Source organism: Rufibacter sp. XAAS-G3-1, from assembly GCF_013623775.1.
Lineage (GTDB): Bacteria > Bacteroidota > Bacteroidia > Cytophagales > Hymenobacteraceae > Nibribacter.
Window position 1 is genome coordinate 122,203 of the sequence record NZ_JABFAM010000010.1, and the last position, 25,537, is coordinate 147,739.

Genomic DNA, 25,537 nt, shown 5'->3' on the forward strand with positions numbered 1-25,537 from the left:
GCGCTACGGTGCGAGAAAAAGGTGAACGCAGGTTCTTTTTATGGTCGTTTGCAGCGCAAAGATGAAATTTAAACAAGCTCTTATTCCTTACCCATGCACACCCAATCAAAGGAAACCCAGCGCCAATTAACCCCAGACTTGGCCTTCCAACTTCTGAAAGAAGGAAATGCCCGTTTCATCAACAACTTAAAGTCTCACCGTAACCTGCTGCAACAGGTCAATGAAACAAAAGAAGGCCAGTTCCCCTTCGCCACCATTCTGAGTTGCATGGACTCCAGAACCTCGGCCGAACTGATCTTTGACCAGGGCCTGGGCGATATCTTCAGCATCCGGATTGCCGGCAACGTCCTGAACGAAGACATTTTGGGCAGCATGGAATACGCCACCCAGCTAGTGGGCACCAAAATTGTACTGGTGCTAGGCCACACCCGCTGCGGGGCAATCATGGGCGCGTGCGACCAAGTGGAACTAGGCTACCTGACGGGGCTGTTAAATAAAATAAAACCGGCCATTGCCAGTGAGAAAGCAACAACCCAGAACCGAACCAGCCAGAATCTTTCCTTTGTGAGTAATGTTACCGAGATGAACGTGCATTTAACGCTGGAGCGAATCAGGACGGAAAGCCCCATCATCTCTGCCTTAGAAACCCGGGGAGTGATAAAGGTTGTAGGCGGAATTTATGACGTGGAAACCGGTTTGGTGCAGTTTTTTGAGAAATAGGCGCTAAACCGGCGGCTAATCTGTTGCGCTTTGGGATTCCGGGTAAACAGTTCAATCAAACCATAAGAATGAAGAGACCTACATTATTTTTGCTGTTGCTATGGCTTGGTCTGGGCGACAGCCCCGGTGCGTTGGCGCAGGAAAACTGGGAATTGCAGAAAAACCAGGATGGCATTGCGGTGTACACAAAGCAACTGGAGAACGCATCTGTGAAGCAAATCAAAGTGGTGTGTGAACTGCCGGGCACTACCGCCAATTTGGTGAACCTACTCAAGAATGTGGAGCACCATTCAGATTGGGTATACCTGAACCGGAAAACGACGCTTCTGAAACGGAAGAGCGAAAACGCCCTCATCTACTACACCGAAGCAGACATGCCCTGGCCACTTGACGACCGCGACCTGGTGGTAGAAGCCACCTTCTCTCCCATCACCAAAAACAACACGGCCCGGGTAGAAGTAAGAAGTTTATCCGGTTTCCTGCCCGTTAAGAAAGGCTTCGTGCGGATTCCTTCTTCCCTGGCCACCTGGGAGATAACCCAACTACCCGGAAACAAAATCAAGGTGGAATACCTGTTCACGGTAAACCCGGGTGGTTCTGTACCCGCCTGGCTCGTGAATGCCACCGTAGCCGTAGGCCCCCATAAAACCTTCCAGAATCTACGAGGCATATTGGCCAAAATGGCGAAAGAACAGGCTAAGCAACTCTAGACTACAACTCTGGTTTCAAGCCAATTCCTCTAAAAGAGCCTCTAAATGGCTTCCGCTCACTTCCATTCTGAAGAAAGGAAATTTAAATCACCCCTGAATGATTGGTGTATCTTAGAAGGAGACGAGTGGGGAACCAGAACCCACCCCTCCCAGAAACTAATCTTGTAAGGAAACTTTAGCTAACGGCACAATTTGGGATTTATCAATCCGAAAGAGCTGGAAGGATAAATCCGCGCCATAGAGGGGAAAGTAGAACCCACCCCTACCCTCCTAGGAGGGGAATACGCCTTTGCAGGGAATACAGGTAATCCAACCAGTAACCGCTACTACATTTACTACTTTCCCCATTTCCAGTCTTCCCCGAGCGCGCCTCGCTTTTGGCCATAGATAGGCAAAACTAAGAGAGACAGACTTCTCAGGCCGAAAGGGCAGTGCGAGAGGGGAAGACGGGGCCCCGCGGCCGTGAGCGCTTACCGCCAAAGCTGGAACAATACAGCACTTGCACCCACGAAACGAACAGAGTAGCCAAGGGAACAGCAAAGGCGTGCACCTACTCATATCCACGCAAAAACAGCTAAGGGAACACCGTGAGGCATGCACCTACCATTACTCTAAAGCCCAGTTCTAAACGCAGAAATGAACCAGTAGGGGTATTAGTCCCAGATAGGCAAAACAAGCCCATTCTTCCAAACAACTGTTTGCTTATACTTTATTTTTATCAAACTAACAAGCGTTTTATTGCTATTTTTCAAAAATTTATTCCAAAAAATTTGGAAGTAAATAGAGCAGCCCGTATGTTTGAGCATCCTTACAGCAAGACAATGATTCAGCGTAATTCTTACTTTTATGGTTTTTACTTTTTTGGACTCCAGCCGGGGCTCAACAGGTAAGACTTTGCGTTAAAAAACAATAAGAAAACCCTCAGAGCCCCGCCGAAAGCGGGGCTTTTTTCGTTATGAACAGAGCCCTAAAAATCGCCATTCAGGGAGGCCCCGCGTCTTTCCATGAAACTGCCGCCAAACAACTGTTTCCGGCTTCTTCCATCAGTACGCTCTCCTGCGCATCCTTCCCAGAGTTGTGCGAGGCGCTGGAATCTGGCTTGGTAGACTTCGCGGTCATGGCCGTGCAGAATTCCCTGGCCGGGCCATTGTTGCCCAACTATGGCCTCATGAACCAGCACGGACTCTCCATTACGGCGGAGCGTTGGCTGCTGCTAGACCAAACCCTCATGGCCTTGCCGGGCCAAAAGCTGGAAGACATTCAGGAGATCTGGTCGCACCCTATTGCCCTGCTGCAGTGCTGTGATTACATTGAAAGCCACCCCGGCGTAAAAACCAGAGAGACAGCAGACACCGCAGACACCGCCCGTCTGTTAAAGGAAGGCCAGATCAAGGGAGTTGCCGCCATTGCCAGCCGCAAAGCCGCCGAACTGTATGGCTTGGAGGTGTTGCATGACAACGTGGCCAATGCCGAGGAGAACTACACCCGTTTCGTGGTGCTTTCGCGGGAGAAAACCACCAAGGCGGCCAATAAAGCGACCTTGCTTCTACCCTATCCGGTGGTGAGGTTCTCGCTGGAAAACGTGCTGGAGAAATTAGACCAGGAGCTTCTGGAATTGACCATGCTGCAGCCGCTTCCTTCTAGTAACCCGGGCCAGCCCGCACAATGGGTGCTGGAACTGGAAGGCGAGCAGGCCGCCTGCATCACCCAGGCCTTAGCTGCGCTAAGGACGGTGGCCCCCAAGCACACGGTATTGGGTTTGTACCCTAAAGCCGAGGCTCCGCTGCCGCAAGACCGTTTGGCCGGTTGCCTGTCCTCTATTCTGACCGCTAAGTCTGAATTGGTATGATCATCTCCAGCGCCCAACGACTAGAACACGTGCAGGAGTACTACTTCTCCCGCAAACTGGCCGAAGTGAGGGCCCTCAACGCCCAGGGCCGCAACATTATCAACCTGGGCATAGGTGACCCCGACATGGCTCCTTCAGAGGAAACCATTGAGGCCTTGGTCTCCACGGGCAGAAAACCCGGTGTGCACGGCTATCAACCCTACAACTCCATCGCTCCGCTAAGAGAGGCCATTGCCAATTGGTACCAGCGCACCTACTTGGTTGAACTGAACCCCGAGCAGGAAATACTGCCGCTCATGGGCTCCAAGGAAGGTATCTTCCACGTGTCTATGGCGTTCCTGAACCCCGGCGACAAAGTGCTGGTGCCCAACCCCGGCTATCCGGCGTATGCCGCGGCCGCAAAACTGGTGGGCGCTGACCCCGTTTTTTACACCTTAAAAGAAGAAAACGGCTGGCTCCCAGATTTCCAGGAACTGGAAACGTTGCTGCAAGCCGGAAACGTAAAACTCATGTGGGTGAACTACCCGCACATGCCCACCGGCACTGAGGCTACCGCCGAAGTATTAGCGCAACTGGTGCAACTGGCCTTGAAACACCGGTTCTTGCTGGCCAATGACAATCCCTACAGCCTGGTGCTGCCCAATGAAAAGCCTTTGAGTCTGTTTTCCCTGCCGCAAGCCAAAGAGTGCTGCCTGGAGTTCAACTCCCTGAGCAAATCGCACAACATGGCGGGCTGGCGCGTGGGCATGGTGTTGGGCCGGCAGGACTATCTGCAATGTGTGCTGCGCGTGAAAAGCAACCTGGATTCTGGCATGTTTCTGCCGGTGCAGCACGCGGCTATTCAGGCCTTGTCCAACCCAGACGCCTGGCATGAAGCCCGCAATAAAGTGTATGCCCAACGCCGCCAAAAAGTGTATGAACTGTTGGAGCTTTTAGGGTGTTCCTATCAAAAAAATGCGGTAGGAATGTTTGTCTGGGCCCGGGTGCCAGACCAGGTAACAGATGTAGAAGCCTATTTAGACGAGATCCTTTATGAAGCCGGGGTCTTTCTTACCCCCGGCAAAATATTCGGGACGCAGGGGGAGCGTTATCTCAGGATCTCCCTCTGCCTGCCCCAAACCAAGATTGAAGAAGCCACAAACCGAATTACAAAACATTTAACCTCGGCCACAACCGAACTTTCCTTATGAGTACGAAGCATTTAAACCTGTCTCCTAAAACCGTTTTCAAACGTGCCGATGGACAACCTTTAATCATTGCGGGCCCCTGCAGCGCCGAAAGCGAAGAACAAATGCTGGCCACCGCCCGCGGCTTGCAGTCTGTGCCGGAAGTCACCATCTTCCGCGCCGGTATCTGGAAACCGCGTACCCGTCCGGGGGCATTTGAGGGAATCGGCAAAGTTGGATTGAAGTGGCTGAAGACCGTAAAGGAAGAAACCGGCCTGCTCACCGCCTGTGAGGTGGCTACCGCCGAGCACGTGAACGATGCCCTGAAACAAGGCGTAGACATCCTTTGGGTGGGCGCCCGCACCACGGTAAACCCTTTCTCGGTACAGGAAATCGCAGATGCGCTGGAAGGCGTTGATGTGCCGGTTTTGGTGAAAAACCCGGTAAACCCAGACCTGCAACTGTGGCTGGGCGCGTTGGAGCGCCTGAACCGCGCCGGTATCACTGACCTGGCCGCCATTCACCGGGGCTTCTCGGCCTTTGACAGCCGTCCGTACCGCAACCACCCCAAATGGAACATGGCCTACGAGTTCAAGAAACTGCTGCCGGAGATTCCGTTGATCTGTGACCCCAGCCACATTGCCGGAAAACGCTCGCTGCTCCAGCAAATCAGCCAGGAGGCGCTCAACCTGCAGGTAGATGGCCTCATGATTGAAACCCACTGCAACCCAGACGTAGCCCTGAGCGATGCCGCCCAACAGGTAACGCCAGAAGGCTTGTCACAACTGTTGGCATCTTTGGTGGTGGAACGCCTTTCTTCTACCGCTACCCAAAACGAGGAAGAACTGAGCGACCTGCGGAACCTCATTGATTACCTAGACAACGAGTTGATCAACGTGCTGGCCCGTCGTTCTTCGGTAGCCAAACAGATAGGCATCCTTAAGAAGGAAAACAAAATGAACCTGCTGCAAACCGGCCGTTGGGAACAAGTAATGGAAAACCGCCTGAAAGCCGCCGCCCGCGAAGGCTTGGAAGAGGTTTTTGTCAAAGCCATCTTCCAGGAAATCCACCAGCACTCCCTCCACGTACAGGCCGCCGCCGATACAACCAAAGTAATTGCCTAACCTAGGTGAAGTAGGGGCATTTCCTTAAAACAATGCCAAAAACAGGAAGCCCCGGCTAAGATTAGCCGGGGCTTCCTGTTTTTGGCAAGGGAACCCCGCTGATGCGTTTTGGGCCTGTTTCAGGGAAAACAGGCCCAAAACGCAGAAACCTGTGAGGTCTCCAAGACCCCACAGGTTTAGGTAAACTGGCGCGAGGCTCCAGTTTCGTGCCTAAGGATGAAGCGAGTCTCCGGACTCGCCGGGAACCACCGGCACAAGTGCGGAGCATTGGTGGTAGTGGTTCACAAAGTATGATGGGATAAAAACCGCAGTGGAGTGTTTAGGAGATGGAATGTTCGAAGTTCGCATCCAGCCAAACTATCCCCACGGCCAGAGCAGCAAGATAGTAAAAAACGGAAAGAAAAGGGATGGCACGCAGAAGCTGCTGTGCCGCTGTTGCAGGAAGCAGTTCCAGTTTGCGTATAAGTACAAAAGTGCGGAGCCGGCCATAAAAGCACTTATTCCGCGTCTTTGGGAACGCAACGGCGGCATCCGGGACATAGGGGGAATCCTTCAGGTAAGCCGCAGGTGCGTCTTGAACCAGCTGTCACCTGCTTCTCCAAAAAGAAGGAGAACCATCTGCTCTGCTGCCTTGAATCTAATGTTCAGCTACAGATATAAACATAATGCCAGACGTCATACTTTGTGAACCACTACCCCGGAATATAAATAACTGCTGTTCCGCCCTCCTGCTGGTGGTTCCCGGCAAATTGGGAGACTCGCGCCAGTAGAGATGCGTTTAGAGCCTACTTTCCGCAAAACAGCCCCCAAACGCATCTCTCTGGAGGGAGCTAGGGGTGTACTAACAGGCAGATAGCTGTCGTTTAGTTAGGAGCCAGTTTTACCAAAACAACCTCAAATCACGTTCCGTCTGTCTGCTGCCATCTTTCCTTTTTTTCAATTTTCTTCCCAAAACAGCGTATATACGATAGCACAAATACGGATTGACCTTCTTTTAAACCATGAACCGACTTTGCAAATCCGCTTCCTGCCTGCTGCTGGGTGTCTTCCTTTATGCCTGTAATTCGCCTTCCGGCAAAGAAAACGCCTCTGCCTCTGCTTCCCGCACTTCCCAGGTTCCGCTTCCGCAGCCGTACGCCACGGAATCTGTCAAGAACTACAGCGAGGTGATTGGGTGGCGTGGCAAAACGCCGGTGGCTCCCTCGGCTTTCAAAGTGAACAAGTTCCTGGACAACCTGCAGAACCCCCGCTGGATTTATGTAGGGCCTAATGGCGATATCTTCGTTTCTGAGGCTACCAGTGAGAAAAAAGGAAAAGAGAAAAGAGAGGCAAGGTTGTCTGGGCTGGCCAAGTCGCAGAACATAGGAAGAAGCCCCAACCGCATTACCCTGCTGCGGGACACCGACCAGGATGGCCACCCGGAGCAACAGTATATCTTCCTGACCGGCTTAAACCAGCCTTTAGGCATGCTGGTGCTGCACAACTATTTTTACGTGGCCAACACCAATGGCATCTGGCGATACCCGTACCAACCAGGACAAACCCGCATCACGAGCCGGGGCGAGAAAATTCTGGACTTACCGGCCGGCGGGTATAACAACCACTGGACTCGCAACCTCCTTGCCAACGCAGACGGGTCTAAAATCTATGTAGCCGTTGGCTCTGGCAGCAACAACGGCGAGAACGGGATGGAAAACGAAGAAAGACGGGCCAACATCCTGGAAATAAATCCTGACGGAACCGGGGAACGGGTTTTCGCCAGCGGCCTCCGGAATCCGGTGGGCATGGGCTGGGCTCCGGGCAGTCATGTCCTCTGGACGGCCGTAAACGAGCGCGATGAACTAGGCGATGAACTGGTGCCCGATTACCTGACCAGCGTAAAAGACGGCGGGTTCTATGGTTGGCCTTATGCTTATTTCGGGCAGAATGAAGACCCCCGAATGAAAGGCCAGCGCCCCGATCTGGTGAAAAAGACGCTGGTGCCTGATGTGGCCTTAGGGGCGCATACCGCCTCCCTGGGGCTTGCCTTTTATGACCGTACAGACTTTCCGGCCAAGTACCGGGGCGGCGCGTTCATTGGGCAGCACGGCTCCTGGAACCGGTCACAACTGGCGGGCTATAAAGTGGTGTTCGTGCCCTTCCAGAACGGAAAACCCAGCGGGGCCCCAGAAGATTTCTTAACCGGGTTCATCTCTGAAGAAGGCAACAATAAGGTACACGGCCGCCCGGTGGGGATAGCGGTGCTTCAGGATGGCTCTCTTTTGGTGGCCGATGATGCCAGCGGAACCCTCTGGCGCGTGGCCGCAAAATAACCCCAGTTGCACACCGGTTTAGGTAAAAGAGCACTAAAACAGACCTCCACCCGTTTCGTTTTAAGCAGCAGGACTAATTAAGCTATCTATTTTGTCATTCTGAAAGGATCTTGGCCACAAACGGCAAATACGTTCAATAAGAGCTTTTCTAGTTTGTCGCCGAGATCCTTTCTGGATGACAAACGAGATCCTTTCTGGATGACAAAGAGAGAAGAAGAGATCGGTTTTCTGCCTAATTACTTAGCGCTCTTTTCTGTAAAACACAGCGTAAACGCAAATTGTCACCCTTCAGAATCTCCCTTTACTTACATGAAACACATCAGCATTCGGCTTTTTCTCCTCTTTCTGTTTTGCGGCTATGTTGCCCAGGCGCAGCTCAAACCATTAGATGCAGAGTTGACCAACTATACCTATCCTTTTCCGGTGGCATTTCACCCGGTAAAAGTGCAGCAGCAGTCGTTTAAAATGGCTTTTATGGAGGTGAAGCCCCAAAAAGCCAATGGTAAAACGGTGGTGCTCCTGCACGGCAAGAACTTTAACGGTGCTTACTGGGAACAAACTGCCCAGGACTTGTCCAAGAACGGCTACCGGGTGATTATACCAGACCAGATTGGCTTTGGAAAATCCTCAAAACCCCAGAACATTCAATATACGTTCCAGATGCTGGCCCAGAACACCAAAGGCTTATTGGATAGCCTGGGCGTAAAGAAAGCAGCCGTGTTGGGCCACTCCATGGGTGGTATGCTGGCCACCCGTTTTGCCTTGATGTATCCGGAATTCACCGAGAAGCTGATTCTGGAAAACCCCATCGGCCTGGAGGACTGGAAGCGCTGGGTGCCGTACCAGTCCGTAGAGAAATGGTATGCCGGCGAATTAAAGCAGACGCAGGAAAGCATCAAGAAGTACCAACTGGATAACTATTACGGGGGGCGGTGGAAACCAGAATATGATCCCTGGGTGAACCTGCTGGCGGGCTGGACAACCGGCCCAGATTACCCCAAAGTGGCCTGGAACTCCGCGCTCACCTATGACATGATTTTCACCCAGCCGGTAGTCTATGAATTTGACCAACTCAAGATGCCTACGCTCCTCATCATTGGGCAACGCGACCGTACGGCCTTGGGTAAAGCCAACGCGCCCGCAGCCGCCCGCGAGAAATTAGGCAACTACCCTGCTTTAGGCAAAGAAACCGCCAAGAAAATCCCGAACGCGAAGTTGGTTGAATTAGACAAAGTAGGCCACCTTCCGCACATTGAGGCTTACGGGCGTTTTATTCAACCTTTCTTGGCTTTTTTGAAGTCTTAAACAACGTGAACCTGTTTAGTAAAGGAAAATATAAGCCTTTTCCCTTGTTGGTGTTATCACCAACAAGCAGAATAGCCCCTGATCTTGGGTTTGTTGGTGATAACACCAACAAAGGCAGCTTGTTTACTATTAAATTCTTCTATACTAAACTGGTTCAAACGTAAACCGAAGGAGATGATTCCATAATTTATTCTTCCTTCATGGTTCTTTTAATCTACTCATCCTGATATCTGTTTCAGGGCTTCTTTTCAGAAAGAAGCCCTGAAACAGATTTTTTTTCGCGCGTATTAAACCTATCCTCCCCGGGGCGGTCTAAACGCAAACCATTAGGCGATGAAAAAAAACTGTTTACTCTTTTTCTTATTTTTTCTGATTTCTTTTCTGGGATATAGCCAGACTACTTCGGTGCGGGGCCAAGCCGTAGGGGGCGGTTCCCCGCTCATTGGGGCCACGGTGGCCCTCTTGAACGCCCAGGATTCTTCGGTCTACAAAGGAGCCACTACCAATGTGGAAGGCCAGTTTGAGCTGGACGGTATCCAGAACGGCCGCTTCGTACTTAGAATATCTTACCTGGGATTCGGGAACCTGTACCGTAGCATTACCGCTACCGGAGCCCCTGTAAACCTAGGCACCCTCACCCTCACCCAGGGAGCCACCACCCTCCGCGAAGTGGAGGTGGTAGGCCGGGCCGCCACCGTCATCCAGAAACAAGATACGTCTGAGATGAACGCGGCGGCCTTCAAGGTGAACCGCGACGCCAACGCCGAAAACCTCATCCAGAAAATGCCGGGCATCACCATCCAGAACGGACAGGTGCAAGCGCAGGGCGAACGGGTGCAGCGGGTGTTGGTAGACGGAAAAGAGTTCTTCGGGGAAGACCCCAATGCCGTACTGAAGAACTTACCGGCCGAGGTCATTTCCAAAATACAGGTGTTTGACCGCCAAAGCGACCAGGCGCAGTTTACCGGCTTTTCTGACGGAAACGAGCAGAAAACCATTAACATCATCACCAAACCGGAGTTCCGGACCGGAAGATTCGGGCGGTTGAGCGCCGGGGCCGGCTCTGACAATCGGTACAGAATCAGCGGCAACATCAACCAATTTGAAGGCGACCGCCGCATTTCTATTGTGGGGTTGAGCAACAACGTCAATGAGCAGAACTTCTCCTCAGAAGACTTAGTGGGCGTGGCCAGTGCCTCCAGCAGAGGCGGCGGCGGAAACCGGGGCGGAGGTGGCGGCCCTCGCGGTGGCGGGGGTGGTTTCGGCGGCGGTAACAACACCGGCGACTTTCTGGTGAATTCCAGCAACGGCATTGCCACAACTAACGCCATAGGGGTGAACTACCTGGATAAGTGGGGTAAGAAAGTAGATGTGCAAGGCAGCTACTTCTACAACAACACAGACAATGACTACAACTACTCGGCTTTCCGGCAGTTTGGGATTGGCTCCACAGACGCCTATGATGTAAGGGAAAACGGTAATTCTGATGCTAAAAACCAGAACCACCGCATGAACCTGAGAATCACCTACAACATAGACAGCGCCAACTCCATCATCATCCGCCCGCGTTTGAGCATCCAGCAGAACGAAGGGGCCAGTTTCACTAACTCCCGCCTTACGGCTGGCACAGATCTGCAGAATTCCCGTTTGCTGATCAACAACTTTGACAATGAATTCCAGTCAGACCTGTTCGGGCTGAACTTCAACAACAGCATCTTGTACCGGCACAGTTTTGCCAAAAGAGGCCGTACCATCAGCTTGGATGTGAACAACGGGTACAACCAAAACCAAGGCGATAGCCGCAATAATATCTCTTACCTGCGGGACATTGTGAACGAAGGCGACGACTCCCTGGTGTATTTATCTTCCAACTTGGACAACCAAGGGTTCTCCGTAGGAGCCAATGTGAACTACACCGAGCCCCTCACCCAAAACACCCAGTTGCAGCTAACCTACGCCACCAATTACAGCAACTCAGACGGGGACAGACGCACCTACCAGTTCCGTCCTGAGTCTGAACTCTATGACAGCCTGGTCACCAACCAGTCCAGCACCGTGGAGAATGTGACCCGCACCCAGGAATTTGGCGGCGGCTGGCGGTACAATACCAAAGACTTCCAGCTTATGCTGAGCGCCCGGTACCAATGGCTGGAACTTTCTACCGACCAAGTCTACCCTTCCCTTATTGACACGGTGAGAAGGTACCACAATGTGTTGCCGTTTGCCATGCTGCGCTACAACTTCAACCAAGACCGCAACATACGGGTGTTTTACATGGGCCGCTCGCAAACCCCAAGCGTGGAGCAATTGCAGAGTGCGGTAGATTATTCTAACCCAACCTTGCTGAGCCAGGGAAACCCTAACTTAGGACAGAGCTTCAACAACAACTTCAACATCCGGTATTCATCTGCTAACCCGGGCAGATCCTCTTCTTTCATTGCTGTGATTGGCGGTTCAGTGGCCCAGGACTACATTGGCACCAGCACCATCAGAAACACCAGTCCAGATACCAATGGCCGTGACGTGGATGATGTTCCGCTGGTAACCCCCAGCGGGGTTCGTCTGGCTACCGGCCAGCAGCTTTCCCGCCCCGTAAACTTAGACGGACAGTATTCGTTCCGTACGTTCTTCAATTATGGTTTGCCGGTTCCGTTCATCAAGTCTAACGTGAACATCAATGCAAACGCCACTTACACCAACACGCCGTCTTTGTACAGTGATTTCAGTACTTCTTACCAGTTTGTAGCCAACAACACCAAAACTACCAACCTGGGTGGAGGCATTGTGATCAGCAGCAACATCAGTGAGAACCTTGACTTCTTGGTGTCTACCAACGCCAACTACAACAACGTGGAGTACGAGTTCCTGAACACCCAGAACAACAACTACTACAACCAAAGCAGCTTGTTTAGAGTGAACTGGGTCATGTGGAAAGGCTTGACCATTACCTCAGAAGTAAACCACCAATACAACGGCGGACTTTCTTCTGGCATTGACCCAACCTTCCTGCTTTGGAATGGTAGCATTGGCTACAAGTTCCTGAAAGACCGTCAGGCGGAAATCAGATTGTCGGCCTTTGACCTTTTGGGCGAGAACACCAGCATCCAGCGGAACGTCACCAATGCGTACATTGAAGACGTGCAGACCACTGTCTTGCAGCGCTATTTCATGCTGAGCTTCAACTACAACCTGCGCATGTTTGGGGCCGGCCGCGGCAACGCTGCCCCTACCAGACCAGACGGTTTCCCTAGAGGTGGACAGCCTGGCAACGGCAGAGGTTTCTAAGTTTCAAGCAGTTCTTTTTCTGAGAGCCGTTTTGAGCCTGTTTTTTGAAAAACAGACCCAAAACGGCTCTCCCTTTTTAAAATATTCCTTACTGACCTTCCGCTGGCGATAGCCTTACCTCTAGCTAGTAGAGAGGGAAAACGCGTCTAATGCGTTTTAAGGCTGTTTTGCAGAAAACGGGCCCAAAACATGGAAACCTTTGAAGCCTTGGAGACCTCATCGTTGTGCGTAGAATTAGCGAGAGCGCTCTACGCACAGATGGACAGCCAATCTCCTGATTGGCGAAAAGGGAAACGGCATCGGCACAGACACTCGTAGGAGCTGCGCGCACTACGGAGGTCTTTTGAGCAGGCGGTACAGCGGAAAACAGGCTTAAAACGCAGAAACCTGTGAGGTCTTGGAGACCTCACAGGTTTAAAACAAACTGGCGCGAGACTCCAGTCTCGTGACAAAGGATGAAGCGAGTCTCCAGACTCGCCGGGAACCACCGGCTAAACAACCCCTCTATTCCTTAGAAATCGGAATTGCATGGATTTCTCTTTTTGACTTTCCCCCTTCCTGCCTTACATTAGAGCATCTGCTTTCTGAAAAAACAATTTTCTGCTTTCTGACCGGTTTAAAAGCCAGAAAGCATTCTTTTCAGAAGCAAAAAAGCAAACGTTGCTTATTTATCCGGTCTACAGGCGCGGTTGGTGATCTATCTTAGAGTACACCAGGTGCTTGGAAACCGTGCTACTTACATGAGTCCAGAAAAACTACACTACCTTGCCAGCAAGCTGGAAGGCGAACTGCACGTGGACAACACGTACAAAACCCTGTATGCCACCGATGCCTCGGCGTACCGCGAAAAACCGCTGGCCGTGGCCTTCCCGGCCTCGGTGCAGGACATTAAAACCCTGATCACCTTTGCCCGCCTGGAAGGCACGTCGCTGATTCCGCGGACGGCGGGTACGTCTTTGGCGGGACAGGTAGTGGGCAGCGGCATTGTGGTAGACGTGTCCAGAACCTTTACCAAGATTCTGGAGGTAAACCCAGCAGAAGGCTGGGTGCGCGTGGAGCCGGGCGTGATCCGTGATGAGCTGAACCTATTCCTGCGGCCCCATGGCCTGTACTTCGGGCCGGAGACGTCTACGGCTAACCGCGCCATGATGGGCGGCATGGTGGGCAATAATTCCTGCGGTTCTAACTCCATTGTCTACGGCAGCGCCCGTGAACACCTGTTGAGCGTGAAGGCAATCCTGAGCGACGGCACCGAGACAGAATTCGGGGCGTTGACCCTGGAAGAGTTTGAAGCCAAATGCCGGGGCGAGAATACCTCGGGCGAGTTAGAGACCCGCATCTATCAGGCTACCAAGGCCATGCTGAGCCACCAGCAAACGCAGGAGAACATCCGCGCCGAGTTTCCGAAGCCCAGCATCCAGCGCCGCAACACCGGTTATGCCATTGATCTGCTGCTGGAAACCGAGCCGTTTACCCAAGGCAAAGAACCGTTCAATTTCTGTAAACTCATGGCCGGTTCTGAGGGCACGCTGGCGTTCCTTACCGAGATAAAACTCCACGTAGACCCGCTTCCGCCCAAGGAGATTGGCTTGCTGTGTATTCACTGCGAGACGGTAGATGAATCCCTTCGGGCGAACCTGGTGGCGTTACGCCACCACCCAAGTGCGAGTGAGTTGATGGACCACTACGTGCTGGAGTGTACCAAAACCAATATTGAGCAGAGCCAGAACCGCTTCTTCGTGCAGGGTGACCCGGGGGCTATTCTGGTGGTGGAGTTCACTGACCATACCCAGGCCGCTATTCAGGAACGGGCGAACGCGCTGGTCAAAGACTTAGAAGAAAATAAACTGGGCTACCACTACCCGCTGGTGCTGGGCACCGATACCAAAAAAGTCTGGACGCTTAGAAAAGCAGGCCTGGGGTTGTTGTCTAACATCCCCGGTGATGCCAAACCAGTAGCGGTGATTGAAGATACGGCGGTGGCGGTGGAAGACCTGCCGGAGTTCATCCGGGAGTTTAACCTCACCTTAGAACAGTACGGCTTGTACTGCGTGCACTATGCCCACGCCGGTACCGGTGAGCTGCACCTAAGACCTATCATTGACCTGAAGACCGAGGAAGGCAACCAACTGTTCCGGGACATTGCCACCGAGATTGCCCACCTGGTGAAGAAATACCGCGGCTCTTTGAGCGGTGAGCACGGTGATGGCCGTCTGCGCGGCGAGTTTATCCCGTTCATGATTGGCGAGGAGAACTACAAGTTGCTGGAAGAAGTGAAGCGCGTATGGGACCCGGCTAACATCTTCAACCCGGGCAAGATTGTGAACACGCCGTCTATGAATACCTTCCTGCGCTATGAGCCCGGACAAGAGACCCCGGAGTTTGACACGGTGTTCAAGTTCAGCCAGGCGGGAGGCGTGCTCAGAGCCGCCGAGCTGTGCAACGGTTCCGGCGACTGCCGCAAAACGCACCTCACCGGCGGTACCATGTGCCCCAGTTACATGGTCACCCGAGATGAGAAAGACACCACCCGCGGACGGGCCAACATGATGCGCGAGTTCCTGACCCGCTCCCCCAAAGCCAACCGCTTCGATCACCATGAAATCAAGGAATCCATGGATCTGTGCCTTTCCTGCAAAGGCTGCAAGTCTGAGTGTCCCTCTAACGTAGACGTAGCCAAGCTGAAAGCCGAGTTCCTGCAGCATTACTATGACGCCAACGGCGTTCCGTTCCGTACGCGGCTTATCAGTAATTTCAACAAAGCGAACAAGCTGGCCGCCCTCCTTCCGGGCGCCTACAACCTGCTCTTCAAAAACGATTTCACGGCCAAGGCCTTCAAGAAAGCGGTAGGGTTCGCGCCGGAACGCTCCCTGCCGTTGCTGCACAAAACCACGCTGCGCAACTGGTTTAAGCAGCACCAGAAAGAGAAGCTGAAAGAGTGCAAGGTCTTTAAGAAGAAAGTGTACCTGTTCTGCGACGAGTTCACCAACTACAATGACACGCCTATTGGGATCAAAGCGGTGCTGCTGCTGGAGAAACTAGGCTATGAGGTGGTGCTACCGGAGCACGAAGAAAGTGGCCGTACGTACCTGTCTAAGGGTTTGGTGCGCGAAGCCAAGAAACTGGCTCAGAAGAACGTGGCTATGCTGCACAAACTGATCTCTTCTGAGACGCCGCTCATTGGTATTGAACCCAGCTGTATCCTCTCCTTCCGGGATGAGTACTTGGATCTTGTAGACGAAGACCAACTGGAAGACGCCAAAAAGCTTTCCATCCACTGCCTGCCCTTTGATGAGTTCATTGCGCGTGAAATCCTGAACAAGAACATTGAGAAGGATCTCTTCAAAGACGAGGCCCGCCTGATTAAACTGCACGGCCACTGCCACCAGAAGGCGCTTTCCAGCGTGCTGTACACCCAGCAGATGCTGAACTTACCGGCCAACTACACCGTGGAAGTCATACCCTCGGGTTGCTGCGGCATGGCCGGCTCCTTCGGGTATGAAGCCGAGCATTACGAGGTCTCCATGAAAGTAGGCGAACTGGTGCTATTCCCTACCGTCCGAGCCGCCGCCACTGACGTGATCATCGCCGCCCCCGGCACCAGTTGCCGCCACCAGATCCACGACGGTACCGACAGAGACGCGAAGCACCCGATTGAGGTGTTGTATGAGGCGTTGAGGTAGGTGATTGCGTTTAGAGGCTGTTTTGGTGAAAACAGCCTCTAAACAGATTAACCTTTACGGAACACACCCGTACCTTATCTTGTTATGTACGTATAATATCCGTACATTTACCTGAGATATTCATACCTATGGCAACCGCAAAACAAGAAAAAGCCCGATTTGATACAAGGCTTCCCATTGAGCAGAAACAATTCTTTGAAAAAGCAGCTCAACTTGGAGGTTTTAGAAACCTGACAGATTTCGTGCTGGCAGCTGCTCAAACCCGGGCAAAAGAAATCATTGAGGAAAAGGAAAAGATAATAGCCTCTCAGAAAGATAGTGAAGTGTTCTTCAATGCTATCACCAATCCAGGTAAACCTAATGAAGCTCTGCTCTCAGCAGCCAAAGATTTCAAAGCACTCTTTGCTAAATGAGTCAATTAACCCATCTTCTTGCGGCTACCCACAGAAAAGCTGAGTTTTCTTGCGGTAAAGAAATACTGGATGGTTATCTGCACCGACAAGCCAGTCAAGATGTAAAAAGAAAGTTAACTGCCTGTTTTATTCTAGAAGATAGAGCATCTGGTCTTATCCAAGGCTACTATACGCTATCTAATAATAGTATTCCCTTAAGTGTAGTCCCGGCGTACTTGCAGCAAAAGCTACCAAAATCTTATACATTCCTTCCTACCACCTTGTTAGGGCGTTTGGCCATTGACCACCGGTATCAAGGCCAGGGAACTGGTAAGTTGTTATTGGTGGATGCCTTGCAACGAAGCTACGAAATCTCTAAAACTATAGGTTCTTTTGCGGTGGTGGTAGACCCTTTAGACCAAGAAGCAGAGAATTTTTACTTAAAGTACGGCTTCATTAAGCTACCTGATAGTGGTAAGATGTTCCTAGCCATGCAGACCATCAAAAGCCTCTTTGAGTAAAACCGATGCGTAGCATCGTTTGAAATACTTACATTAGTATATTCAAGCTCAAAAAAAACCGAGCATTACGAGTTCTCCATGAAAGTAGGCGAACCGGTGCTCTTCCCCACCGATGCAAACAACCCGCCGAGGTCATCATCGCCCCCCGGCACCCGCTGCCGCCACCAAATCCACGACGGCACCGGCAGAGACGCGAAGCACCCAATTGAGGTGTTGTATGAGGCGTTGAGGTAGAGGTTTCTGATTTCGGGCTGTTTTTGTATAAACAGCCCGAAATCATATGCTCCTCAAAGCAAGCTTTGGTGAGATCATTTACCATTATTTAGCATGAAAGCACCTACAATTTGGACATAAATGACATCAGAAGATTTTAGAAAGCATATTGTGGAAAACCCATTTGAAGACGTACTAAGTAAGGTACTTCTTGGTGATTATGCTAAACATGTTACTGCGGAACAGCTGAACTTCATCAAAAAGAAGATTGCAGAAAAATTTAAAATATCAGTAGAAGAGATAGAAATTATAGTCGTAGGCTCAGCTAAATTAGGTTTTTCGATAACTGAAAAGTGGCAGAAAGACAGCAAACCCCTGCCGCGATACAGATTGTTTGGCCCGAACTCTGATATTGATCTTGCAATAATATGCCAACCTCTTTTTGAATTAATATGGAATGAGCTTGCTACTTATTCATATAATAGGCCCCGTTTCCCATGGACATCAGAAAAGTTTGGTGACTACTTAGTATGTGGTTGGATAAGACCAGATCATTTCCCCAAAAGTGTTATTTTGCGACGATGCGATGATTGGTGGTCAATATTCTCATTTCTTTCATCTACGCAATTCTTAGGTAGAAGAAAAATTCGCGCCGGACTATTCTTTAATATAGAGCAGCTAGGAGCTTATCAAGGAAAAGCACTTAAAGAATGTATTACCTATGAAAATTTATAGAAATGAAAACAGCACCAAATAATAAAAAAATAAGAGAAATAATCACTTTAGTTAAAGAGGGAAAAATAATTCCTAGACCTGAGTTTCAGCGGAGGCTTGTTTGGTCTCGGGAAGATAAAAACCATTTTATTGATTCAGTTCTACGTGGTTATCCTTTTCCTGAGATTTATTTGGCAGACGGTGATGTAGATCTTGATACAGGGGAAGGTTCACAGCTATTAGTCGATGGACTTCAAAGAGTTAATACCATTGTTCAGTATTTTACTGCAGACCCTGATTTAAAGCTAACTTTAGTACCAAGTTATAATGATTTAGACAAAGATCAAAAGCAAAACTTTTTGCAATATGATGTTGCAGTGCGTGATTTAGGTTCAGTTTCAAAGCAAGAGATCATAGAAGTATTTAAACGTCTAAATGCAACTAAATATTCGTTGTTAGACATCGAAATAAGCAATGCTGTTTACTCCGGTGAACTTAAGAAGTTCTGTGATCAATTTTCATCAAACAGTTTTTTTGAATTACATAATGTATTCAATGCCGCCGATTATAAAAGAATGGGCGACTTACGCTACTGCTTAGCAATTGTATCAACAATAATAGTAGGTTATTTTAATAGAGATGAAGCCTTTGAGGACTTGTTAAATCGCTATAATGATGATTTTCCACTTCAATCAGAACTTTATGAACGCTTGAGAAATGTAATGGAGTTTATTGATGAATGTGGATTTGAAAAGAATTCTAGAATTTGGCGTAAAGCAGATCTTTTCTCATTTTTTGTTGAGCTAGACCAAATACTGAACATAAAAGGTAATCAGCTTCAACCAAGTGCTGTTATTGAATCAGTTCAGTCGTTTCTAGACGGTATTAATTCTAGAATGAATGAATCTTCAGCTGTTCATGCTTTATATTATAAATCTGCACTTCAAGCCACAAATGATAAATTAAATCGTGTACGAAGAGGTGTAATCCTTAGCGGATTAATTGAGAGTAAAACGCTAGATCAAATTGAACAGGATCTAATTAAGGAATATTTGATATAATGAAAATTTAGAGAATGTATTATATCAAAGCCATTCCTTATTACTAATTAGGGACAATCCGGTTGATTGAGAAATTCAGCAAATCAAACAGTTATCAATTCAATTTCAGTTAATATAAACTTTGCAAACTGTGTAAACAATTCAGTCAGCCAAAATATCAATTTCTCTTCAAGAGATGCAAACTATCACTCTTACAACTACCATCCAAGTCCCTCCTGCTATCTGTTTTGACTTATCTAGGAGCGTTGATCTACATCAGGTTTCTACCGCGCAAACGGAAGAGAAGGCCATCAAAGGAGTAGTAGCGGGCTTGATGGAGTTAGGAGACTCCGTCACATGGGAAGCAAAACACCTGGGCGTTCGGCAAAGGTTGAACAGCCACATTACGGCATATGAACGGCCCTATTTCTTTGCAGATGAAATGCTCACTGGTGCTTTCAAAAGCTTCAGGCATGAGCACAGGTTTGAGGCGTTAGCCGGAGAGGCTACGCGCATGATAGATGTGTTCCACTATACCTCACCATTGGGTTTGCTGGGCAAGCTAGCAGATTTCCTGTTTCTGAAGCAGTACATGACGCACCTGCTTTCTGAGCGGAACCGGGTGATTAAAAAAGTAGCTGAAAGTGGTAAGTGGCAGGAGATTCTCGCTATTGAAAAGCGGGTTGTTCGGTAAGCTTCTGTTTTCGGCCTCTTTTTCTTAGAATAGCTAAAAAACGGAAATTGGCTACCTCTAGGAGAATCAAAACCTTCAAAAGTATGGAGACAAGAGAAAGCATTATCCAAAACTACATTCACGCGTACAATGCCTTTGACATTGAACGCATGCTTTTTGATCTTGACCAGGATATCACGTTTGAAAACATCTCCAACGGAGAAACTAACTTGTCGTTGAACGGCCTCACAGCCTTTAGGGCACAAGCCGAAGCAGCAAAAGACCTGTTCTCTGAAAGAACCCAGACCATCAAATCCTTCACCCACCACCCAGATGCGACTGAAGTAGCGATAGCCTACAAAGGTATTCTGGCTCTGGATCTTCCTAACGGACTCAAGAAAGGCGATACGGTACAGCTTGCCGGGAAATCTGTCTTCCGGTTTTCCGGCGATAAAATCATTCAGTTAACCGATATTAGCTGACGCTGGAGGAGGCAAAGCAAAGACTTTGGGTAGAAGAACCTAAACCCTTGCTTCCCAGATCAAGCTTCCTTCTGTTTTTAGCCTCTTTTTTAAAAAACAGGCGCAAATCTACCTTTCTAAGCAATTGGACACTAATACCTTCTATCATTTTATCCTCCTGAAAGGATCTTGTGGGCGAACTAGAAAAGCTTCTGAATAAGCGACCGTTCGCCACAAGATTCTTCCAGGAGGACAGAGAGGGGGTAGTTTAAACGAATTTAGTCTTGCTACTTAGTTAAACACCACCTTCTGCACGCTCCTTTTATTTCCGTATTCCACTACCAGCATGTAGGTACCCGGCGCCAGTTTTCCTTTGGGAATGGATAAGGTGTGCTTTCCGGCTTTGTATTTTTCTTTCAGCACCAGGGTTTTCTTTTTGCGGTCTAGGGTGTACAACTCAGCTTTCACACCAGACTTTTTCTTTAGGGTAATATCAACGTAGACGGTAGAAGACGGGGTAGAAACAGGAACCTCTAGAGCGGGAACGGTGGCGGGCACTTCCCCACGGGGGGATACGGAGAGCTGATCAACGGTTAAGATGGGTTCTGTCGTTTGTTGGGCCAGCACCGGAATAGCATTGCCCAGCACCACCACGTTGCTTAAGTCGCTTTCCTGATTTCCCGGGCTTATTTCAGTAACAACCCAGAAAGAGGTGGGGGAAGGAACATCGGTGGCAGGGATGGTAACGGTTTCTGAGGTAGTAAACGCCCGTACGGCGCCATCTGGGATAAGGGCACCGGTGGCCGGCATCACCGAGGTGGTGTACAGCAAGTACCGCTTAAAAGAGTGAATATTCTGGGGGTTCCTAGTCCAGCGCACTTCATACAAACCGTTGGCCTCATCTAAGGTCACGGTTAAACCCATGGGGGCGGCGGGGGCTTTCCCGGCCAGCCAATTCATAACGGGAGGCGCGGCCGGAAGGCGGAACGTGGCGGCTTTGAAAGCCGTGGCGATCAGGTTTTTGTTTTTAAGAATATTGTCGGCCCGGAAGATGACGCTGCCCAGGGCGTTGTTCTGTTGGTTGGAGCGCGAAATCTCAATCTGGTGCGGAACCTCCTCGGTGGTAAAGCCGTTCTGGTGCACAATGTGGCCCGGGTACAGGTGCCGCGACGCACTGGCCGCTTTATCTGACCACCAATACAGCAGCCTGCGGTAATCCTGCCGCCCGCCAATGGCCCAGTAGAGCTGCGGCGTAATGTAATCCACGTAGTGGTTGTCCAGCCAATGCACGGCATCAGCATAAATAGAGTTGTAGGCATCCATGCCCGAGATTCCGGCCGGTTCCCCGTTTTTCCAGATCCCGAAGGGGCTCACCCCAAACCGCACGTAGGGCTTCAGTTCCTTGATCTGGGCATTCACCAGCCGCATGGTCTCGTTCACGTTGTGCCTGCGCCAGTCTTTGATGTTGGCGAAACCGGTGCCGTACAGTTTGAATGTCTGGGCATCTTCGTTCGCGATGCCGGTAAACGAGCCTTCGGGGTACGGGTAGAAATAATCATCAAAATGCACGCCGTCAATGGCATAGTTCTGGGTCACTTCCTTGATGAGCGAGGCAATGTAATTCCGCACCTCGGGCAAGCCCGGATTCAGGATTCTTTTCCCGTTGGCGAAACTCAACAGCCACTCGGGTTTGGCTTTGGAGACGTGCTGGTTGCTGTACACCGCCGGATTAGCCACGGTACTCACCCGGTACGGGTTAAACCAGGCGTGCAGTTCAAGGCCGCGGGCGTGGGCTTCCTCAATGGCGAACGCCAGCGGGTCATACCCCGGGTCTTTGCCCTGCGTACCCGTCAGAAACCTTGACCAGGGCTCCTGGCTGGAACGGTAAAAGGCATCGCACTCCGTCCTGACCTGGAAAAACACCACGTTGAGGTTGGCTTCCTTTATCTTGTCAAACATCTCGCGCAGGGCTGCTTTCTGGCTTTCGGCCGAGGCGCCCCTCACGGGCCAATCCAAATTGGCGACCGTGGCCACCCATACTCCCCTGAATTCGCGGTTGGGAAGTTCCTGGGCCGTAACCTGGTAAAAAGACAAGAGAAAGGCAAGCGCCAAAAGGTGGCAAAGATGCTTCAGCATAAGCGGTAGAGGGTGACGTAACCGGGGTAAAACTGGGAATTGTGCTACAAAGGTAAGGAGAAGGCAGTTAATAACCGGAGCCAACTTCCACTTTACCGGGGCACATTGTATCCATTCGGCATAAAACGCAATGATGTCTTGTAAATCATTCGACAGAAATAGGCATCCGCTTGAACCTTCGTTTTAAGGCTGATTTTCTAAAAACAGCCTTAAAACGAAGACTTTTCTGCGGACACACGTACAAGCCAACCTGCGCCAAAAGTAAAAAGGTAAACTCTCAACCGCTTGGTTGCCCAGAAAAGCAAAACTGAACCATGTTTTCGCTTTCTTGTGTAGGTTTACCTTTGCTACCGAAAGAACTGTTTTATGGGAAACGCTGGGCTAAGAAAAAGCTTGTATACCGTCATTCATGGCACAGACACCCCGGCCGGCCGGAGGTTTGACGTGGTCTTGCTCTGGATGATTCTGTTCTCAACGCTCATAGTGTGCCTGGAGAGTGTGCCCGCTTACCGCGAAAAGCTAAGCTTTTACTTCAGGCTGCTGGAGTGGTTCTTCACGCTTTCCTTTACCCTGGAATATTTGCTCAGGGTGTACTCCGCCCCTCGCCCGCTCAGGTACGTTTTCAGCTTTTACGGCATCATTGATTTCCTGTCCGCGGTTCCTACTTTTCTGGCGTTTTTCGTGCCGGGGTTCCGGTACATCATGACCATCAGGATTCTGCGGTTACTGCGGGTTTTCCGTATTCTCAAGCTCACCAGCTATGTAGAAAACGCCCAACTGATCTTGCGCGCACTGTTCGCCAGCCTTCACAAAATAACGGTCTTCATCATGGCGGTTTTCGCCCTGGTGCTGATTGTGGGAACGCTTATTTACGTGGTGGAAGGCGAAGAAAACGGCTTTACCAGTATTCCGCAGAGCATCTACTGGGCCATTGTGACCATTACCACCGTGGGCTACGGAGACATTACCCCGCGCACGCCCCTGGGCCAGATCATCTCTTCTTTGGTCATGCTGATGGGGTACGCCATTATTGCCGTTCCCACGGGCATCGTGACCGTTGAGTTGTCCAGAATCAAAGCGCCCGACGAGGAAGCCCCCGGCGCTCCGCTTACCTGCGCCAACTGCGGGCAAACCGTCAAAAAAGCCGATAACTTCTGCGCCAACTGCGGCCAAAAATTAGAGAACCCGGCATGACCCGCTCCCTTTCAGGGCCATTTTTCAGAAAACAGACCAAAAGCAGCCGAAACTTGGGTGGGGTATATTCACATAGCAAAGTGACTAACTGGCATTTCGCAGAAAGGGTCTCACCCACGGTGAGGGGGAGCCCCGCTGATGCGGTTTGAGGCTGTTTTGCGGAAAACAGGCCCTAAACGCAAAAACCTGTAAGGTCTTGGAGACCTCACAGGTGCAGTAAACTGGCGCGAGACTCCTGTCCCGTGCCACGGAATGAAGCGAGCCTCCAGCCTTACCGGGAATCACCGGCAGGATAGCGTAAGTCAGTAACCAGTATAGTTTCCTTTGCAAGCGTAAAAACCTTGGGAGCACTTGCGCAGGGAACCCGATTTTACCCCTTGTCAACTGCTTAAAGTTTTATACTTTTATCTTTTGGTACACGCCTGTTTTAGGGCCGATTTTGGAAAACCAGCCCCGAAATATCCAATAGGTGCATTCCCGCGTATGCCCCTCAGATAAACCATGCGCCTTAAGCCGTTGGCACAGTAAAAAAGAAAACCCATGCCCAAAATCCTGATCATAGATGACGAGCGTAGCATCCGCTACACCCTCAAAGAAATTCTGGAGTACGAAAACTACACCGTAGACGAGGCCGAAGACGGTGAGCGCGGCCTTGAACTGCTCCAGAAAAGTAAATATGACGTAGTGCTCTGCGATATCAAAATGCCGAAATTGGACGGGATGGAGGTTCTGGAGCGGGCCATGGTTTTGGTACCGGACACCCCCTTCATCATGATCTCGGCCCACGGCACCATTGATACCGCCGTGGAGGCTACCAAAAAAGGTGCCTATGATTTTCTGGTGAAACCCCCAGACCTGAACCGGCTGCTGGTATCGGTTCGCAATGCCCTGGACAAAGCCACGCTGGTCACTGAAACCAAGACCCTAAAGAAAAAGATCTCCAAGACCTATGAAATGGTGGGCTCCTCTCCCGCCCTGGGCAAGGTCAAAGCGGCGGTAGCCAAAGTAGCCCCCACTGATGCCCGCGTTCTGATCACGGGCCCCAACGGAGCCGGGAAAGAACTGGTGGCCCGTTCCCTGCACGAGCAGAGCAACCGCGCCGCTGGCCCATTGGTGGAAGTAAACTGCGCCGCCATTCCCAGTGAGTTGATTGAAAGCGAGTTGTTCGGGCACGAGAAAGGCTCGTTTACCTCGGCGGTGAAACAGCGCATCGGCAAGTTTGAGCAGGCCAACGGCGGCACGCTGTTTCTGGACGAGATTGGCGATATGAGCCTTTCGGCGCAGGCCAAAGTATTACGCGCGTTGCAGGAGCACAAAATCACCCGCGTGGGCGGCGACAAAGACATCACCGTGGATGTACGCGTAGTGGCCGCCACAAACAAAAACCTGCTGGACGAGATTGAAGCCAAGAACTTCCGTGAAGACCTATACCACCGCCTCAGCGTGATCCTGATCCATGTTCCGCCGCTCAACGAACGCCGCGAAGACATCCCAGATCTGGTGGAGAAATTCCTGCAAGACGTAGCCCGTGACTATGGAAACAAACCCAAGAAGATCTCCCCGGCGGCTCTCACTTACCTGCAAGGCCTGGACTGGCGCGGCAACGTGCGCGAACTCCGCAACGTGGTAGAACGCCTGGTCATCATGAGCGAAGATACCATCACCGAAGATGACGCCCAGACTTACGCGAAGTAAGTTTCTTCCTAAACAGCATGGGCTCTCCGTTCATGACGGAGAGCCCATGCTGTTTTAAAGCTGTTTTGTCAAAAATAGCCCCAAAACGAATATCTTGATTGATTGATTGATTGGTGTGCCTGGAAGGAGATGGCGGAGTGCCAGAACCCACCCCTCCCAAGAGCTACTCATGTAGGGAATAATGAGCGGCCATTTAGTTTCCGAAACTTCTAAAAACCCAACCTGTTCGCCGCTCTTCCGGAGTTCCACTCCCGAAGCAACCTGCCGGGGAGTTCCGTTCCCCTTCTTTGGCCCGCGGTTCCCGGCGGAGTGGGACTCCGCCGCAGGCAGGTTCGGGAGTAGAA

Annotated in this window: 19 protein-coding genes; 18 read left to right on the top strand and 1 reads right to left on the bottom strand. The window is 50.8% G+C overall.

The window, feature by feature from the left end; genetic code table 11:
* Window positions 1-93 precede the first annotated feature (93 nt).
* The 16 genes from HHO50_RS13275 to HHO50_RS13350 all read left to right on the top strand — a co-directional run bounded on the left by HHO50_RS13275 (window position 94) and on the right by HHO50_RS13350 (window position 20,189).
* Entirely contained in the window at window positions 94-720 is a 627-nt protein-coding gene (locus HHO50_RS13275; RefSeq protein ID WP_181306540.1) for a carbonic anhydrase family protein, read from the top strand.
* A 68-nt stretch (window positions 721-788) separates the two neighbouring features.
* The gene (locus tag HHO50_RS13280) at window positions 789-1,430 is read left to right on the top strand and encodes an START domain-containing protein (protein WP_181306541.1); all 642 of its coding nucleotides are present in this window, start codon (window positions 789-791) and stop codon (window positions 1,428-1,430) included.
* Window positions 1,431-2,385: 955 nt separating this feature from the next.
* Complete coding sequence (locus HHO50_RS13285) at window positions 2,386-3,279, top strand: prephenate dehydratase domain-containing protein (RefSeq protein WP_181306542.1); 894 nt, start codon at window positions 2,386-2,388, stop codon at window positions 3,277-3,279.
* The gene (locus HHO50_RS13290; protein WP_181306543.1) at window positions 3,276-4,469 is read left to right on the top strand and encodes a pyridoxal phosphate-dependent aminotransferase; all 1,194 of its coding nucleotides are present in this window, start codon (window positions 3,276-3,278) and stop codon (window positions 4,467-4,469) included. Before HHO50_RS13285 ends, HHO50_RS13290 begins: the two co-directional genes overlap by 4 nt.
* Window positions 4,466-5,569: a chorismate mutase gene (locus tag HHO50_RS13295; RefSeq protein WP_181306544.1), complete on the top strand. Its 1,104-nt coding sequence runs from the start codon at window positions 4,466-4,468 to the stop codon at window positions 5,567-5,569. Before HHO50_RS13290 ends, HHO50_RS13295 begins: the two co-directional genes overlap by 4 nt.
* A 1,001-nt stretch (window positions 5,570-6,570) precedes the next feature.
* On the top strand, window positions 6,571-7,881 hold the full coding sequence (locus HHO50_RS13300; protein WP_181306545.1) for a sorbosone dehydrogenase family protein: 1,311 nt from the start codon (window positions 6,571-6,573) through the stop codon (window positions 7,879-7,881).
* 309 nt (window positions 7,882-8,190) lie between these two features.
* Window positions 8,191-9,186: an alpha/beta fold hydrolase gene (locus tag HHO50_RS13305; protein WP_181306546.1), complete on the top strand. Its 996-nt coding sequence runs from the start codon at window positions 8,191-8,193 to the stop codon at window positions 9,184-9,186.
* 333 nt (window positions 9,187-9,519) lie between these two features.
* The gene (locus tag HHO50_RS13310; protein ID WP_181306547.1) at window positions 9,520-12,471 is read left to right on the top strand and encodes an outer membrane beta-barrel protein; all 2,952 of its coding nucleotides are present in this window, start codon (window positions 9,520-9,522) and stop codon (window positions 12,469-12,471) included.
* 740 nt (window positions 12,472-13,211) lie between these two features.
* Window positions 13,212-16,154 carry an FAD-binding and (Fe-S)-binding domain-containing protein gene (locus tag HHO50_RS13315; RefSeq protein ID WP_181306548.1) on the top strand — a complete coding sequence of 981 codons (2,943 nt, stop codon included), beginning with the start codon at window positions 13,212-13,214 and terminating at the stop codon, window positions 16,152-16,154.
* 128 nt (window positions 16,155-16,282) lie between these two features.
* Window positions 16,283-16,567: a DUF1778 domain-containing protein gene (locus HHO50_RS13320; protein ID WP_181306549.1), complete on the top strand. Its 285-nt coding sequence runs from the start codon at window positions 16,283-16,285 to the stop codon at window positions 16,565-16,567.
* Window positions 16,564-17,067, top strand: coding sequence for a GNAT family N-acetyltransferase (locus tag HHO50_RS13325; protein ID WP_181306550.1), 504 nt, complete (start codon window positions 16,564-16,566; stop codon window positions 17,065-17,067). Before HHO50_RS13320 ends, HHO50_RS13325 begins: the two co-directional genes overlap by 4 nt.
* Before the next feature lie 78 nt (window positions 17,068-17,145).
* A complete protein-coding gene (locus tag HHO50_RS13330; RefSeq protein WP_181306551.1) occupies window positions 17,146-17,301 on the top strand; it encodes a hypothetical protein in 156 nt (51 codons plus the stop codon).
* A 120-nt stretch (window positions 17,302-17,421) separates the two neighbouring features.
* Window positions 17,422-18,015: a hypothetical protein gene (locus HHO50_RS13335; protein WP_181306552.1), complete on the top strand. Its 594-nt coding sequence runs from the start codon at window positions 17,422-17,424 to the stop codon at window positions 18,013-18,015.
* A 2-nt stretch (window positions 18,016-18,017) separates the two neighbouring features.
* Window positions 18,018-19,055 carry a DUF262 domain-containing protein gene (locus tag HHO50_RS13340; RefSeq protein WP_181306553.1) on the top strand — a complete coding sequence of 346 codons (1,038 nt, stop codon included), beginning with the start codon at window positions 18,018-18,020 and terminating at the stop codon, window positions 19,053-19,055.
* A gap of 175 nt (window positions 19,056-19,230) precedes the next feature.
* Window positions 19,231-19,728 carry an SRPBCC family protein gene (locus HHO50_RS13345; protein WP_181306554.1) on the top strand — a complete coding sequence of 166 codons (498 nt, stop codon included), beginning with the start codon at window positions 19,231-19,233 and terminating at the stop codon, window positions 19,726-19,728.
* A gap of 83 nt (window positions 19,729-19,811) precedes the next feature.
* Entirely contained in the window at window positions 19,812-20,189 is a 378-nt protein-coding gene (locus HHO50_RS13350; RefSeq protein ID WP_181306555.1) for a nuclear transport factor 2 family protein, read from the top strand.
* Window positions 20,190-20,459: 270 nt separating this feature from the next.
* Here HHO50_RS13350 and HHO50_RS13355 read toward each other — a convergent pair whose 3' ends face one another.
* Entirely contained in the window at window positions 20,460-22,304 is a 1,845-nt protein-coding gene (locus HHO50_RS13355) for a family 10 glycosylhydrolase (protein WP_181306556.1), read from the bottom strand.
* A 393-nt stretch (window positions 22,305-22,697) separates the two neighbouring features.
* Here HHO50_RS13355 and HHO50_RS13360 point away from each other — a divergent pair, with 393 nt between their 5' ends.
* Both HHO50_RS13360 and HHO50_RS13365 read left to right on the top strand, forming a co-directional pair.
* Window positions 22,698-23,498 carry an ion transporter gene (locus HHO50_RS13360; RefSeq protein ID WP_255478731.1) on the top strand — a complete coding sequence of 267 codons (801 nt, stop codon included), beginning with the start codon at window positions 22,698-22,700 and terminating at the stop codon, window positions 23,496-23,498.
* Between the two features lie 540 nt (window positions 23,499-24,038).
* Window positions 24,039-25,193: a sigma-54 dependent transcriptional regulator gene (locus HHO50_RS13365; protein ID WP_181306558.1), complete on the top strand. Its 1,155-nt coding sequence runs from the start codon at window positions 24,039-24,041 to the stop codon at window positions 25,191-25,193.
* Window positions 25,194-25,537: the final 344 nt, after the last annotated feature.